The following is a 15,660-nucleotide window of genomic DNA, read 5'->3' on the forward strand; positions in this document are numbered from 1 at the left end:
CTCCTTTTTGCATCGTAGATTTGAATCCGGATGGACCCACAGATGATCAGTTGAATCTTAGTGATTACCTTGTTTCGTTATACCATTTAATTGCAAACCACACTGCAAGCAGTTGCGAGATAAACCCGGCTAACCATCCTATCGCAAGTGAATAATTCACATAATCACTAAGACCTATGCCTCCTGAAATTAAAAAAGATCCTAACAGTATAAAAATAATGGTTAGTCTTTGATTTTTGTTCATCTGCTTCCCCCCATAATTAAATTCCTGCCAATTCATAAACAATTTTACAGAATACAATTGTCTTTTTTTATCGTTTAAAGTCATATAAACACAACATGAAACTCCCCTTTTTAATGTCTGGAACTTTACGAAAAAGTTGAACCTTTTCCCGTCATTATTTCGTATAATCAACGAAAGGAGGAGATATTGATGTTCAAGAAATTTTTAGCAAGTGTAGGTGTAGGAGCCGCTAAGGTGGACACCCAGTTGGAAAAAGCACAGTTTGTACCAGGTGAAGACGTGCACGGGAAAGTCGTCATCAAAGGTGGAGATGTAGAACAATCCATCGACTCCATCCACATTTTCCTCATGACAGAAGCCCTCCGTGAATCGGGTGATAAGAAAATCAAAGAAAAAGTCGCGATCCAGAAATACCCGATCGCTCATCAGGAGACGATTAAAGAAGGCGAAACAAAGGAAATCCCATTTTCCATTCAGCTTCCGTACCACACCCCTGCTTCCCTCGGAAGACTGCCGCTGTGGTTTGAAACGGGAGTGGATATTCCTATGGCTCTGGATCCAGAAGACCGCGATCCGATCAAGGTGTCCCCGCACCCTTACATTGAAAAAGTGCTGGACGCATTAGAAAACAGACTCGGATTCCGGCTTAGAGAAGTGGAAATGGAATACTCCAAACATTTTGGCTATGTGCAGGAGTTCGAATTCGCCCCGGTCGGAGAATACCGTTCTTACTTAGATGAACTGGAAGCAATTTTCTTTTTAAAAGAAAACCATCTTGATGTGATGCTTGAAGTGGATCGACGTGCCCGTGGGCTTGGCGGGTTATTTGCAGAAGCCTTGGAAATGGATGAAAGCCGCACAAAAATCACTCTTACAAGTCAGGAGCTGAACGGTTCGTTAGATGGAGTGGCGCGTAAGCTGCAGCAAACCATTGATCAATTTAAACAATGATAAGCAAACCGTCCAGAGGTTCTCTGGACGGTTTATTATGAAGCATCAAATGCATCCAAAGTTCTCCCTGGTTCTCCCCATTACACGGAGAGTGTGCGCAGTGGAATTACATTTGTCCATTCAAAAAAGGAGCGGCTGCGCTCCTTTTTTACGTCTTCGCTTCTGCTTTTAATGCTTCTTCCTCCACACGGTCCATAAAGTCATTTACGACCTTTTGGTTGTTCTTCTTACTTCCAAGCTTCATAAGCACTCTTCCTACAAAGTTGACTCCCTGGTTCTTTCCTTCATAAATAAAGCGGGTCCTGGACTCCTCCACTTTTAACAGCGTAAAAGAAAAAGTAATCTCGAATGCCTTCGCTAAGGTAAAGCTGAGTTGTTTATACTTTTTCTCATCCGTATCTTCATAGCCTACCGTTTCCACGATATAGGATTCTACGCGTTTCCCTTCCTGGTACTTTTGCCGGTATTTTGATCCCACTCCACCTTCTTCTATGTGCACCGGTTCATTTTCAATGACTTTTGGCATGATGACCGGCATATTTTCCTCCTGAAACAAGTTCCATACCGTTTCAATATTCGCTTCAATGATTCGCTCTTCTTTCCATTCCATCATTCATCCGTCCCCTTTCCAGACTCAATAAACTTGTCAATATCTGCTATCTTATCACGCAATTCTTCAATCTCGACTTCGATGTTTTTCTTTTTCTCAAGCAATAATTTTTCCAAATTGGCAAAAGATTGATCATTCATAACGGTCTTCATTTCCTGGATGGTTAAGCCGAATCCCCGTAGTTTCCCCAATAATAAAGCGAGAAGGTAGGATCCGTCATCGTAGTATCTGTATTGGTTGGATGGATCGATAAAGACAGGCTCTAAAAGTTCGACTTGGGCATAGTACCGTAATGTTTCTTTGCTTAGTCCTGTTAAAGCTGAAAACTCACTGACTTTATACATGAGGACGCCTCCTCTTCTCCTATAGCTTAAACTATGGGGTACACCACACAGTCAATAGAGATTCTATAGCAATGCGGTACTCGTATGGTTTGTCCGGATAACCTTGCCGGATTTTTTTGCTATCAATTTACTTTCCCTGTATTATTGGCTGCCTTTATCAAAACTTGCAGCTTCCGTTTCCTTCAACCATTGGTCAACCGCTTTGACCGGAAAATAGTATTCATAGCCAATCTGTATGTAGGGAATTTGACTCTTCGTGACGTTTCCTTCCTTTTGCGGCAGGATCTTTTCTAATTGATACTGCTTAATACCTAAGTATTCTTGTAATTCCGAGTGGCTCATTAATTGATCTTTCGCTCGGGGGTTCACTTGTACCTGTTCAACAGAAGACTCGGAACGATTGCTTTCTTTTACCGCGTCGGCGATCATCCAGGACCCTGCCAATATACATATTCCTAAAAAAATTTGAGCTAGACTGCCAGCCATTTGCTTCATTGTATCCTCCATTCAGATATCGTGTAATGTAGTCTAAAACTAGCTTTCTCTGGTTTTCATCTTACCAGTTTAGTTCCGACTTCTTCCAATTAAGTATTCTCGGTTTTTCTAAGTATCCAGACCACCCTGATTAATTTCATACTAATAGAGAGTCTACCTATTCTCCTTCAAATTCAAGATCGTCTGGATCTATACTATCTTCCACAAACCCCACTTTTTGATAGTAAATTCATACACACTATCAGTTTTTGAACTTCCGAGTCGTTAAGGCATTCTTCTATCCGCTCCTCTTTATCCCTATTCTCTTTTCACACCAAAAATCCTTGTTACAGCTTCCTATCAAGCAAGTTAATTTGGCTTATTCTTAGATTAAGTCTCCCGATATCCACTTGGCATAAAATAAATAAAGTTACTTTCCTTCTTCTTACCAGAAAACCTAGTCTTCCATTCTTTTTTCTTCATTGATGTTAATTTAATATTTACTCCTTCATCTTTTAATTTTTGGATGCTCGTATTAAAAGTTTTAGACATTGCTCGACTCTCTCCCTTTTGAGTGGCATCATTATATCGGTTTATTTATTTCTTCTTTTATAAATAAAAAAAAGCGACCTACACGATGTATAGGTCACTTATTACATATAAAGACCTATACCTGGGCGGTAAGGTCTTGCTAACAGTATCACTGCCAACAAAGCCGAGAGTGAGTCCCACTCTGGATTGACGACTTTGCTGTAAAAGCTACTCCCCTTATAAGGAAAATATTCAATTACACTACTAACATAAACGGAAATGACCGACTAGTCAATGGATAAAATAGGATAATTTTTGTATTATTCTAACTTTGACTTGCTGGTCATATCGATAGAAAGACCAAAGGAACGTCCAGACAATGAGCGGAGCCCTTCTTGAATTACAAATAACTCTGTTAAATTTCAGTGTTGATTATTTCAGATAAGCTCCCATTACTTGAAGACTCAGTTTCGAGATAAATGGGTCCGTTACGTTAGATGGATAAGGGCTTGTGGGGAAATAACTCGCTTTCCTATGGGGGAACGTTGAGCTTCCTCGCTCGTTTCACTCCCTGCGGGATCTCACCTAGTTCCTTCTCCCATGGGAGTCTCGCCATTTCCCCACCAGCCCAACTTTATTAGGAGGAACGGAACCTTCGGAAAGAGAGGATTTCCTCCTCCTGAACTTGCCTGAGATGCTTATATAAAAGGCTATCTCGCATAGTTCCAGCCTGAAAAAGTAATACGCCCATATGGTTATTTCTTCTCAAGCGGGTGAAGGACGACCCCGTTTCGAGTCTCTAATTCAGCCGGGTCCGGAGGGGGACGATGTAGACTCCTGCGGGATGAACATGTTCGGTGAGACCCCGCAGAGCTTGCTCGAGGAGGCTCAGCACATGCCCGCGGAAAGCGAAATCGTCCCCCGAAGGGCCTACAGACTAACCCGATATCTCGAAACTGAGTCTTCAACTAATCGGCCCTATTTTTAATAAACCTTTTCTGAAAAAATCAACAACAGCTTGTAACATAGCTCCATTTACGCTTAATGAGAAGAAAGGGACTTCTTCTGCTGCTTCTCATATTCTCTCCGATAAATATTTTTCAAATGAATACGGTGTGCTAAACGGATAGTTGGACGGATGAGCATCTGTAGACTTCCAAGTACAAATAAACTCACCCCCCATGTTTTAGCAGCTTCAAAATAAAAACAAACACTTCCGATCAGAAACCAGAGTCCCAGTAAAAAATCATTAACCGTGTAGAGTACTTCATAGCTTTTCTTGAAAAATAGATCATGTTTCCCCATTTTTAACTCCACGTACTGATCTTTACTATGCTTTTGTGCGTCAGCTTTCTCATTCGCTAGATTACTCATTCCTATCCTCCTTACGTGAACTTCTATTACCTTCATACCCGATAAATCGACAAACAAAATCATTTTTTTTAGCTGCATAGAATGGAGAAACCCTCTAATTAGAGGTACAATAAATCTAAATGAATTTTCACGGAGGTGTCTTTTCCTTGGGCTTATTTCTAAGAATTTTAGGTTTGTCCATCTTATTTCTAACAGCTGGATGCGGGCTTTTAAATAATGATGAAGAAATGAAGACGGTTAATGAGCTGCCAACATCCACGGTTGATCCTCACGATAAGAGTTCAATTGATTTTTCTAAAGAGATCAGTATAACGGCTATTGGAGATGTACTGATTCATGACCGTGTGTATGAAGCTGCTGAAACCTCTGAAGGGTATAACTTCATGCCCATGATGGAACAGACTGAACCTTACCTGGAATCATCCACCATTACCATTGCTAACCAGGAAACAATGATCGGCGGGGAAGAATTAGGTCTTTCCGGATACCCTGCTTTCAACTCCCCTGTAGAAATAGGTAATAATCTAAAAGAACTTGGAGTAGATGTGGTAACCCTTGCTAATAACCACACGTTGGACAAAGGAACAAGAGGAATTAATAATGCGATCGAGCACTGGGAAAAAATCGATATGAAATACACTGGAGCTTATCAAAGTAAAGAGGACAGCGAAGAAATCCTTGTACACGACACAAAAGAAGGAATCAGTGTAGCTATGTTAAGTTACACCTACGGGACAAACGGTGTGAAAGCGCCCGATGGGAAAAGCTATGTGGTGAATCGAATCCAGCTTGATAAAATGGCCCAGGATATAGAGAAAGCGAAAGAGCAATCGGATGCCGTCCTTTTAAGTCTTCATTTTGGGAATCAGTATGAACCCTATCCTAATCAATTCCAAAAAGATGTTGTCCAGTTCGCCGCAGATCACGGAGTAACGGCTGTGATCGGCCACCACCCTCATGTACTTCAGCCATTAGAGTGGGTTGAAGGCAAGGGCGGACATAAAATGCTGACCGCTTATTCCCTGGGAAATTTTTTCTCAGGACAGGAATCATTTGAGAAACGAGTCGGAGGCATTCTCACCTTTAATTTAAAAATGGACGAGAGTGACAATGTGGAAGTAGTCAAACCAAGGTTTAAAGTGACATACGTTACGTCCGCACGAGAACATGGATATGAAGTGATCCCGATGGATGATTTCCCAAGCTTAAAAGAAGAGTACGAGGCAAAGAAAGAACATCTCTCTCAATGGATGCCTGAATTGGAATTTATGGAATGAAAGAAGCGGAAAGCTGGCAGCTTTCCGCTTCTTTCTATTTCAATCTTCCTCCGTCTGCAGATCTACAATAATACTGCTCAAAACGAGCGTGAGGATAATGGATGCGATTGTGAAAGCGAATGAAAAGGTCATATTCTTTCTCCTCTCTTACCATGTTTGGAATCGCCCTGAACCTGGAGGGGCGTGCTGAATAATCTCGGCTAACGGTATCGTATAAGCAAGCGCAATTAATAGAAATGCAATGCCGATCCATATTTTCCAATTTTCCAAGAAACGCGGTGTCATACTAGAATCGCTTTCTGCAATTGGAAACGCCTCATAGTTTTGTTCATCTGCTTTTGGAGCAAGCCACCATAGCTGGATCACAATGAAAATGAGCAAAGCAGCGGACAAAAACAAGATAGAACCTCCGACAGCCATCGTCACATGATTGGTTAATAAGCCATCAAACCAGGCGAGTGCATCATCGTGAGCATACCCTGTGTAAGCTGTACGCCTAGGTGCCCCAAGCAGTCCCAGCAGGTGCTGAGCTGTACTCATGAGCAGCATACCTATGGACCAGGTAGCAATTTGCAGGAAGGCCAATTTCTGCAGGGACTTCGTAAACCGCCGGCCCGTTAAATTGGGGATAAGCCAGAAGGTTAACCCGAAAAATGTCATCGCTACCGGGGTTCCTACTGTGATGTGAAAATGTCCAACGACCCAAAGTGTATTATGAATAACTTCATTCATTTGAAAACTCGCATTGATGATACCGCCCGCGCCTCCCGGGATAAAAAAGGCCATAGCTATAAAGATGGATGTAAAACGAACATCTCTCCACGGAAGCTTGCGAATCCACCCAAAAAGACCCCTGCCGCCAAGCTCCCTGCCTCTTATTTCAAACGTTGCAAACATAGAGAAGGCTGTAATTAAAGATGGGATAATAACCATAAACGTCAAAACTGTCTGCAAAAATTTCCAGAAGCTGGATATTCCAGGTTCTGTTAACTGATGGTGAAACCCGACCGGAATAGAGAATAAAATAAACAGTACAAAGGATAACCGGGCCAGAGAATCACTGAATACTCTTCCTCCAATAATTTTCGGAACAATGACATACCATGCCATATAAGCAGGAAGCAGCCAGAAATACACAAGTGGATGACCGAAATACCAAAATAATGAGCGACTTAACTCGACATTAATCCCGCTTGTCCAGCCAAAAGCCCATGGGATGAATTGAAAAAGAACGGTGGCTACAACACCCAGGCAGGCAATAACCCAGAGAATAATGGTGGCCACTGCCATGAAAGCAAATAGAGGACTAAGTTCGCCTTTATGATTCCTTCTCCAGACGACATAATGCCCAACCAGACTGAATCCCTGAATCCATGTGCCAATCACAAACAAGGCAAGGCCTACATAAAACAACCCGTGCGCCTGAAGGGGAGCATAAAATGTATAAAGTACGGACGCCTGCCCCGCTACTACCATGACTACGACAAGAAGTGTTCCTAAGGAGGTCACCGCAAATCCAATCCAGTTCCACAACCTCACCTTCGGACCAAATGCTCCGAGGGTTCGGCTCATGCCCGCTTGAAAAAAGGCAAAAATAAAGAAAGTTGTAAACACAATAGCCAGTAACAGGCCGTGAGCAGTGAGAATCTGATAGTAATCCAGCCATTCTGGCAGCTTAAGAGCATCATTTCTAATAAACACCTGAAGGAGCCCGCACAGCGTTCCTATAAGAAAGGCTGAGTAAGCAAACCCTAAATTAAATAACGCTACTTTTCGATCTTTAGCTGCAATTTCCCCGGTTTTCATTGTTCCACCACCTCAATTTCTGTACTCATAAAATGGTGGCCTGAGCCGCAATACTCGTTACAAATGACCAGATAAGATCCTGGTTCTTTAAATGTGTGTTTTCGATGGTTAATCTGACCTGGAACGGCCATCATATTTACGTTCGTGCCGATTATAGAGAAACTATGAACGACATCTTCACTCGTTAACGTGAATGTAATTTCTTTCCCTGCCGGCACTTGGAGCTTGCTGGGTTCATAACCAAATGTAAGTGCGATCATAGCGACTTCATAAGTTCCATCCTCTTTTTTATGAAGTCCAGGCTGATCAAATGGAGCCGTTTCACGCACTTTTTCCGGATCAATGGTCATATGCCCGCTGGATGGAGCATGTCCCTGTGCAAAAGCACTTACTCCCACAACGGATAGAAAAATAACAAGTGCAATAATTCCAAATCCCAGCCATATTTTTTCATATTTGTGTAAATGCATCCTTTCTCCCCCCTACATACGAACGATATATAATAAATAAATACAAACCCACATCACGACAATGACGGCTCCAACAGCCATTACACTGATTAAAGTCCCTTTCAAGCTTGGTTGAGATGGGCCACTTTTTTTCATGGGCCAGGCCTCCTTTTATGTATTTGATCTATTTCTATTGTATTAGTGGAGAGGGGCATAATAGAATCGGGGAATCCCCCCATTTGTGATGGTGAAATCCCCCAATTCAAAAAAAAGAAACCTTTTCATCAGGTTTCCAGTGGTATATATAATTCAATCTTCGTCCCCTTATTCAGTTCGGAAGTTATTTCAAGTTCTCCCCCTGCCGCGCGTGCCCTTTCTTCCATGCTGAAAAGCCCTACTCCTTTTTGAGCACGATTGTTCATAAAGCCTTTACCTTGATCGGTAATAGAAGCGAAAATCCCACCGTCTGCTTCTTTCAACACGATAGAGGCTTCATCTACACAGGCATATTTTCGTATATTGGTCAGTGCTTCCTGAATGATGCGGTAAATCGTTGTTTCGATTTGAGGCGATAAACGACAGGAAACGGAAGAGGTAAAGTGTACCTTCAATCCATACGAATGCTTAAGACGATTTAAGAAGGAACGAACAGCCGGCATCAACCCCAGCTCATCCAACGCAGACGGCCGGAGCTCCCACGACATGTCGCGCACGTTTTGAATTAAATTTCGTATTTCATCTGTCATCTGGTTTAACAAGGAATGATCCACTTCCTGCTGGATGCGATGCATACTAATAAGAAGGCTGTACAGTTCTTGTCCAATCCCATCATGAAGCTCTCTGGATACCTGTTTTCTTTCTTCTTCCTGGACGTGGATCAGACGCGTCATCATGTGCTGCAGCTCCTGCTGAACCCTTTTCCTCTCGGTAATTTCATTGCGGATGGCCAGGTATTGGTATGGTTTTCCTTTATCATTTAAGAAAGGAACAATGGTCGTATCTACCCAATAGAAGCTTCCATCTTTGGCCTTGTTCTTAATTTCCCCCTTCCACACATACCCGGTACCAATTGTACGCCACAGATCTTTAAAAAACTCTTTAGAATGATGACCTGAATTCAGAAGCTTATGATCGTTTCCAATCAATTCTTCCACTCCGTATTTAGAAATCTCACAAAACTTCTTATTTACATAACGAATTCTTCCTCGTTGATCTGTAACAGCAACAATCGAAGACTCGTCAAGCGCATATTTAATATCCACGAGTTCTTTCAAAGGTTCGTAGGATTCACTATCAAGCAGACTTCTCTCATTCAGGTTATGAATGGTCATAAAGTAATTGGATCTATTTCCATCCATCCACTCGTGAACGACTAAAAAGACAGGAAAAGGATTTCCAATCATAGGCTTCGCGTAATACTGCAGCAATACTCCCTTTTCACAATGAATTAGCTCTTCTACAGAAAAATGAAGAAAAAGATCTTCCACACATACCTCAGTCGAAGAAATCTGGAACAGAAGTTTCGCTCTTTCATTGAAACTTTGTACCATTCCGTTTTCTCGTAAAATGAGAAAACCTTCTTCCTTAGAGGAGATTAGAGCGGGAGGGAAGGGACTGTGTTTTGTCATGATAAACCTCCTTGCTTCAAATAATTACTTATGCGAGCGGCATAAGGACGCCATTGCTGTTCTGAAGGTAAGTCATGCTCATTTCGATAGCCGATCAGCAGCACCGCGTCAAATAAATGCCCCGTTCGAAGAGGGATAGCAGCAAAGGATTGAAGCTTTTCCGCTAACACTATGGGGTATTTCGACAAAACTAAAGGAAGATCCTTCCTCGAACGGCAGAGAAAAGTTCTTCCTGTCTGCATGACGGTTCCCGCCACACCCGAACCATAGGAAATAACCATGCGTTTATATTTATCATTCAAAGGGTGACTCACATACTTCCACTGTATTTGCTTTGAATGATAATCAAACTTTGCGATAGCGATGACGCAGGCATCTACTTCCTCTTCCAGTTCGTTGCACATTTCTTCTAATGGGGTGACCACTTTTCCCTCTCTCCTTTGCTACAATGAATAACCCAGCAGACCTTTTTTCCAGGCATATTCCACTAATTCAGGACGCGTTTTCAGCTGCAGTTTTTCCATCACTCTTGCCTTATGAGCTTCGACTGTTTTAACCGAGATCACAAGTTGAGCGGCAATGTCTTTATTCGCAAACCCTTTAGCGACCAAGGCCAGTACTTCTCTCTCTCGATCACTTAGCAATCGGTAAGAGTCAGTCGTAGCCCCGTTTTTCAGCTTGCTCATATAATCCTCCATCAATCGTTTCGTTGCAGATGGATACAAATAGGCATCTCCCCCGGCTACTTGCCTGATGGCTTTTACTAATTCCTCATGCGGTGCATTTTTCAAAATACACCCGGATGCGCCTAATTCAATGGCACGGAACAAGTATTCTTCATCATCATGCATCGTCAGAATTAGAATCTGGGTCTCAGGGAATTGTTTTTTTATTTCGGAAGTAGCTGATAATCCATCTTTTCCATGCGGCATGGAAAGATCCATCAAAACCACACTCGGATTCTTCTCCTCTACTTGCTGGTAAGCCTCGTTTCCTTCTGAAGCTTCTCCAATTACATTAAAATCCTCGACAGCGTCTAATAGCATCATAAGCCCTGAGCGTACGACGGCGTGATCGTCAACAATGACAATCGAAATCATGTTATCTACTCCTCTTTATTCAGCCTTTAAACCAGCGCCATTCCACCACGTCTTTATTGCGTTGCCACTGCATTTCCATCGTGGTATCTTTCTTTATGACTTCAAGCAAATCCTCTTGTTCAGGCGGGAATTCATCCAAAAAAGAATGATAGCGGAAAACAATCCCTTTCCGGTCGACTTCAATGAATACTTCATCAGTATCGGCGTACTCCACAATCATTCGTATGGTAAGCTGAAGCGCTCGAAACGCCAAAACATCCTTTGTAGAAAATACCTCCGTGAGTTTATAGGAGGTGGGGAATTCAACCCTTATACCATAGCGTCTTTCCACTTCTTTTATATATCGTTTAAAGGCCACTGCCAGTCCATATTCATGAAAAGATAAAGGATATATTTCATTCGAACGGCTTCTCATCTCTTCAATCAAATGTGAAAGAAGGACTTGAGCTTCTTTACAAGAATCTTTCGTCGAATCAATACGGTGTAATGCGCTCGTTAACAAATGAGCATATCTCTCATGTAAATCATAGGACATTTCATAAAGCAGCGATTCGTACATGTGAGAGACTACATATAATGGGGAACGAGTGGTATCATTCATCACTTTAACTCTCCCTTCTTTATTCTTCATACCCTCTATATTACACGCCCCTTTATCAGGTTCCTATTAGGGCATTCCCTTATTTTAAAAACTGATCTGTTCATTCTCCGTTTTGATTTCTTTAACAAGCTAAGCTCTCGTTTGTTTAAGAATCCGTTTCAACATAGTTTTAACGATTCAACAATCAGGCGATTTAGTTTAAGAAGTCTGCTTATCAAGAAGATACTTTTATAGAATCTATTAAAAAATCCTGCATAGACGAGAATGCAGGATTCATTCATTATTTAGCAGCTTTATAATGGTAGAGGGTATGAAATTACTGTCTTGAGTATTGAAGGCTTTCTTGAAGATTCAATTCTTCTACCAGGACGGACAGCTCTTCCAGCAACGCTTGATTAATAGCTTTAATATGCTTTTTCTTACTGTCAATATCGTCCCTGTATTTGTTAAACATTTCGATCCAGTCTTTTAAATCATTTATTTCACCCAGCTGTCTCTGAAACGATTTAAAGTATTTCGCTTCTTCCTTGTAGTCAGAGGCATAAATAGTGTGGAGTGCATTATGAATGTACCTGATCTTTTTAGAGATAATCCGGACAGAATGTAAGGCATCAAGAGTTTCTTTATCAGTACGTTCCTGTTGTGAAGACACTTCTAAATACTTCTCTATAGATTCAACAAAACCGTTTTCGAACTTCTGGATTCTCTCATCTACTTGAAGGGGCAGGACATAATATCGCAGTTCCTTATCTTTAAAGTCCTCCCATTGCTCCACAAAAGACCCGTCGATGATTTCAGGCAGCTTATTTTTAAGCTTCTTCTGATGCTTTAGTCTCTTCTTGGCTACCTGATCGCTGAGCTGACGGTATACTTCTTCATGCTGCTCTTTAGAAGATTGATCCGCACGATCTTCAAACTCCGTAATAAACACATCGCGTTCTCTCACTTTTCCTAAACGTTTATGGGCGTCATTTAAACGATCCACTAATGGGTGGCTGATGACGTGAATGAACTCCAGGATGGCACGGATCTGACGCCCGTGGACACGAGCCTGGTGGACACTTTCGTCGTCTTCCTGCTCAAGCGCAAGCCTGCAGTACTCCAGGTAGGAGTCGACTAATCCCTGAAGGTACTCCCTCCAGCGGTCTACTACTTGCTCATTTCCATCTCCCAGACAATCCTCACAGACTAGTTTCTTCTTAACCGACACCAGTGAATCAGCTGATCCGCAAATTTCACAAACCTGAACTTGATCCTGCAACATAGCATAATCATGATCGAATGTAACATCAATCTTTTTTCCCTGATTCCAGTCAAGCTCGTTTCTGTAGTCAGCAGGAATAAGCAAGCGGCCATAGCTGTCTAATGTCTTAACGGAGTCGCCTTTCTCATCCGTTACTGAAAGCTTTAATCCTTTTTTATGACTCAAAGGTTCCAGCATAAGGTTTTGATTCGATAATTCCAGCTGGTCTCTGATTTCCTTGGGGATCACCAGCCTCCCCATTTTGTCGATCTGCCTTGTGAAAGCTCCACTCATAACCTAACGCCCACCTTTTGAAAGCTTTTATACATGTCATTTCCCAGACTTCAGCACTTCCTAACTAATTTCTAAATATTTTTACATTTTCTTTATAATCTTTATCCTTACATATATTCCCACAGACCGTACATCCTATGAATGGAGGTGTTAATGATGCAGCCATACTTATGTCCCAACTGTAAAACTAATCGATCCAGGTTCAACATCATCGAACAAAAAGCAACATCCGTGAAAATCGATCCAGGGTCAGGTGAAGTGATTAGTGAATATACATCTGAGAATCTCGATCCTTTTCATGCCGCTTACCAGGGGCCAGACAAAAAAATTCAATGTGGAGCATGCGGTCTGATCGAAGACGAGAAAACGTTTGCCGCTTTCGCCAGTTCAAAACCTATTTAATGTCTTTAGCGGCATTTAAAGGGTCGTAGGAACTGTTTAACGATTCAGGTAGTGTTTCATCTCCTCCCTGCGATCGAACAGCTTAGAAGAGGTGTAAAAGGGATAAATGAGAAGGTTTCATTTTTATAAAAATACCCCCTGCCACAGTGTGACAGGGGATACGGGCTAATCATTCATTCGGGAGAGAAAGTCTCCCAGCAGATCATCATCGTCTTCATCTTCTGTTGTTTCCTCGTCCTGGGAGTGGATCTCACCTTGTAAGCTATCAAGATTCAAACCATCGAGTTCATCATCGATACTCTTCCATTCTGTTTCAGACTCAGCATTTGATTCTTCCTCAGCATGAGCTTGAGTATAATTGCCTGATGAAAATTCTGTTGCCGCTGCTTCTTCTTGTAAATAAAGGGCTTCGTCTATATCGAATGCATTACTATTAAGCGAAGCTAATAGAGTGGTTGCACGCACAGGATCCATCATCAGCTGATACAGGATACTCCCTATAAGAGCCTCCGAATGTTCGTGCTTAATCCAGTTTCTCTGCTCTTTATTTAAAGCCTTAGGCAACGGGATGGTAACTGTTTCCTTATTCTTAGCATAAGTTTCGTTCACTCCATCCAGGACGAATTGGGCAATCTTGCTTGAAAAATTTCGCCTCTCTGTCTCCTTCAGTTGAGTTAATTGTCTCAATAGATGATCAGGAGTATCCGAGGGGATCCGGAACGTAATCGATTGTCCCCTCTCTATCTTTTTCTTTGATTGACTCATAACATCACCTTATTTAGATGAGCCGGTTTTTTGTTCTACTTTTTTACCTTGTTCTTGATTTTTGCCGTGGTTCTTTTTCTCGCTTTTACGGATGAAATCAGAGATCAATTTGTAGTAGGCATTTGCCATCATCCAAATGCTTTCTTCTTCATCTTCAAAGAATTCGATATTGAAACCATCTAGTTTGTTGTTTAATGACTTGATGTAATCTTTTAAGACTGCAGAGCCTCCGCCCACAAAGTAACAGATCTCTGATTGAGAGTTTCTCTGCCATACGTTTCTTAAGAAACGGTACTGTTTCTTAGCAAGTTCAAGAAGAATACGATCCGTAATATCGTGTACGTTAGTACGGCTTCCTTTAACCATGATGTGATGACGATCATTTTTCCTTGTAATGATATCCACGACATCGCGGCGGCTGTCTAATTCAACTCCATGCTTTCTAAGAATCTCTTCACGGATCATTTCTAATGATTCAGCTACACCTAGATTGAATCCCTGTGCTTTATCATCATCAACATTACGGTTTTTAATAACCGCGATATCTGTAGAAAGACCACCGATATCCTGAATGAGAATTTGTTTGTCAATCAATTCTTTGTTAATGATATTCAAGTCATTATCCATCACTAAGTTAACGTAGGCAGCAAACCCTTCCGGATAAACTTTAACCTCATCAAACTTAAGATTTACTTTCATTCCCTGATATTTTGGTGTGACAAGGAATTCGATCTGGTGAACAGATCCAAGCAGGGAAGAACGGTACCCTACGTCTTTTCCTTCTTTTACTTCACGAAGCGGCAGTCCTGTTCCCAATGTGTAGTTAGCTTCTACCACATTATTCTTCGCCGATTGTGCATTCTTCTCTCTAACTGCATCCAAAGCAAGCGATGCAAAAAGCATAATAAGTGTCTGATCTTCCTCAGATTTATAGCTACCTGGATCTAATTCCGTAGAGTTAGTGGTTTTCGTAGCCAGATTCCCCACACGATAGATGGCATTATTCTCTCTTAAGGCTGGAGAATGCACTCGAATATGTAGATTATCGAGTGGATCTTTTTCATCCAAGTCCTCTATACCGATAACAGGACGATCTTCTAAGTCTCTAGCGACCACGTTAGGAATATATAAAGATGAATCTAGTTTTCCAAAGTTTGCTTTAACCGCATCATTACCAACATCCACAGCTGCAATTCTTGAGTTTGTCATTAATCAGCTCTCCTTTTAATTACTATAATTTACCTTGCCCTTCTATTAATCTATTAGACTCTGCCGGAATAGTCAATGTGCCTTTCGGAGTATTCAACCACGTGTACTTGCCTGCTTTTTGTGCACACATGTTTACGTCATTTGTGTACATGTTTACAATCCTGTTTACATATTGATACAGCAGAATGTGTACGCATTTGCAAACGTGCATGCTTTTGCGTGTACATTTGTCTTACAAATTGTGTACTTGAAAACATTTATGTGTACAGACATAAGCGTGCCTTGATATGACATAAATTTACACAAAATCACGGACTTAGTTTTCCGCGCATAAACAAAAACGTGGGCTAGCTACAGG

At 41.6% G+C, this 15,660-nt stretch carries 18 protein-coding genes; 3 read left to right on the plus strand and 15 right to left on the minus strand.

From position 1 onward, the window contains the following. Nucleotides 1-433: 433 nt before the first annotated feature. Nucleotides 434-1,195, plus strand: coding sequence for a sporulation protein (locus WAM07_RS00890; protein ID WP_422163977.1), 762 nt, complete (start codon nucleotides 434-436; stop codon nucleotides 1,193-1,195). A 148-nt stretch (nucleotides 1,196-1,343) separates the two neighbouring features. Here WAM07_RS00890 and WAM07_RS00895 read toward each other — a convergent pair whose 3' ends face one another. The 4 genes from WAM07_RS00895 to WAM07_RS00910 form a co-directional block, all read right to left on the minus strand. Then, on the minus strand, nucleotides 1,344-1,808 hold the full coding sequence (locus WAM07_RS00895; RefSeq protein WP_422163979.1) for an SRPBCC family protein: 465 nt from the start codon (nucleotides 1,806-1,808) through the stop codon (nucleotides 1,344-1,346). Further along, nucleotides 1,805-2,149 (minus strand): MerR family transcriptional regulator, encoded by a 345-nt coding sequence (locus WAM07_RS00900; protein ID WP_422163981.1) that lies wholly within the window; start codon nucleotides 2,147-2,149, stop codon nucleotides 1,805-1,807. The genes WAM07_RS00895 and WAM07_RS00900 overlap by 4 nt, the downstream gene beginning before the upstream one ends. Before the next feature lie 141 nt (nucleotides 2,150-2,290). Next, nucleotides 2,291-2,644: a hypothetical protein gene (locus tag WAM07_RS00905; RefSeq protein ID WP_422163983.1), complete on the minus strand. Its 354-nt coding sequence runs from the start codon at nucleotides 2,642-2,644 to the stop codon at nucleotides 2,291-2,293. Between the two features lie 1,551 nt (nucleotides 2,645-4,195). Next, entirely contained in the window at nucleotides 4,196-4,528 is a 333-nt protein-coding gene (locus WAM07_RS00910) for a YrhK family protein (protein ID WP_422163984.1), read from the minus strand. Between the two features lie 146 nt (nucleotides 4,529-4,674). Between WAM07_RS00910 and WAM07_RS00915 the strand changes: the two genes are divergently transcribed. Then, a complete protein-coding gene (locus WAM07_RS00915; RefSeq protein ID WP_422163986.1) occupies nucleotides 4,675-5,805 on the plus strand; it encodes a CapA family protein in 1,131 nt (376 codons plus the stop codon). A gap of 147 nt (nucleotides 5,806-5,952) precedes the next feature. Here WAM07_RS00915 and WAM07_RS00920 read toward each other — a convergent pair whose 3' ends face one another. The 8 genes from WAM07_RS00920 to WAM07_RS00955 form a co-directional block, all read right to left on the minus strand. Continuing rightward, nucleotides 5,953-7,611: a b(o/a)3-type cytochrome-c oxidase subunit 1 gene (locus WAM07_RS00920; protein WP_422163987.1), complete on the minus strand. Its 1,659-nt coding sequence runs from the start codon at nucleotides 7,609-7,611 to the stop codon at nucleotides 5,953-5,955. Further along, nucleotides 7,608-8,081 carry a cytochrome c oxidase subunit II gene (locus tag WAM07_RS00925; protein ID WP_422163989.1) on the minus strand — a complete coding sequence of 158 codons (474 nt, stop codon included), beginning with the start codon at nucleotides 8,079-8,081 and terminating at the stop codon, nucleotides 7,608-7,610. Before WAM07_RS00925 ends, WAM07_RS00920 begins: the two co-directional genes overlap by 4 nt. 12 nt (nucleotides 8,082-8,093) lie before the next feature. Continuing rightward, nucleotides 8,094-8,216: a cytochrome C oxidase subunit II gene (locus WAM07_RS00930; protein ID WP_224895368.1), complete on the minus strand. Its 123-nt coding sequence runs from the start codon at nucleotides 8,214-8,216 to the stop codon at nucleotides 8,094-8,096. Nucleotides 8,217-8,344: 128 nt separating this feature from the next. After that, on the minus strand, nucleotides 8,345-9,688 hold the full coding sequence (locus WAM07_RS00935; RefSeq protein ID WP_422163991.1) for a PAS domain-containing sensor histidine kinase: 1,344 nt from the start codon (nucleotides 9,686-9,688) through the stop codon (nucleotides 8,345-8,347). Beyond that, nucleotides 9,685-10,113: a GAF domain-containing protein gene (locus tag WAM07_RS00940; protein WP_422163993.1), complete on the minus strand. Its 429-nt coding sequence runs from the start codon at nucleotides 10,111-10,113 to the stop codon at nucleotides 9,685-9,687. The genes WAM07_RS00935 and WAM07_RS00940 overlap by 4 nt, the downstream gene beginning before the upstream one ends. An 18-nt stretch (nucleotides 10,114-10,131) precedes the next feature. Continuing rightward, nucleotides 10,132-10,788, minus strand: coding sequence for a response regulator (locus WAM07_RS00945; protein WP_422163995.1), 657 nt, complete (start codon nucleotides 10,786-10,788; stop codon nucleotides 10,132-10,134). Nucleotides 10,789-10,807: 19 nt separating this feature from the next. Next, nucleotides 10,808-11,389: a hypothetical protein gene (locus tag WAM07_RS00950; protein ID WP_422163996.1), complete on the minus strand. Its 582-nt coding sequence runs from the start codon at nucleotides 11,387-11,389 to the stop codon at nucleotides 10,808-10,810. A 316-nt stretch (nucleotides 11,390-11,705) separates the two neighbouring features. Then, the gene (locus tag WAM07_RS00955; protein ID WP_422163998.1) at nucleotides 11,706-12,926 is read right to left on the minus strand and encodes a CHAD domain-containing protein; all 1,221 of its coding nucleotides are present in this window, start codon (nucleotides 12,924-12,926) and stop codon (nucleotides 11,706-11,708) included. A gap of 153 nt (nucleotides 12,927-13,079) precedes the next feature. Between WAM07_RS00955 and WAM07_RS00960 the strand changes: the two genes are divergently transcribed. Further along, nucleotides 13,080-13,328, plus strand: coding sequence for a DNA alkylation repair protein (locus WAM07_RS00960; RefSeq protein WP_422164000.1), 249 nt, complete (start codon nucleotides 13,080-13,082; stop codon nucleotides 13,326-13,328). Between the two features lie 165 nt (nucleotides 13,329-13,493). On the opposite strand, the gene WAM07_RS00965 is transcribed toward WAM07_RS00960, so the two are convergent. The 3 genes from WAM07_RS00965 to WAM07_RS00975 are packed head-to-tail and all read right to left on the minus strand — an operon-like array spanning nucleotide 13,494 to nucleotide 15,453. Next, a complete protein-coding gene (locus WAM07_RS00965) occupies nucleotides 13,494-14,093 on the minus strand; it encodes a hypothetical protein (RefSeq protein ID WP_422164002.1) in 600 nt (199 codons plus the stop codon). Nucleotides 14,094-14,102: 9 nt separating this feature from the next. Then, nucleotides 14,103-15,302 carry a hypothetical protein gene (locus WAM07_RS00970; RefSeq protein WP_422164004.1) on the minus strand — a complete coding sequence of 400 codons (1,200 nt, stop codon included), beginning with the start codon at nucleotides 15,300-15,302 and terminating at the stop codon, nucleotides 14,103-14,105. Between the two features lie 22 nt (nucleotides 15,303-15,324). Then, entirely contained in the window at nucleotides 15,325-15,453 is a 129-nt protein-coding gene (locus WAM07_RS00975; RefSeq protein ID WP_422164006.1) for a hypothetical protein, read from the minus strand. Nucleotides 15,454-15,660: the final 207 nt, after the last annotated feature.

It is taken from the genome of Halobacillus sp., from assembly GCF_049282395.1.
Lineage (GTDB): Bacteria > Bacillota > Bacilli > Bacillales > Halobacillaceae > Halobacillus.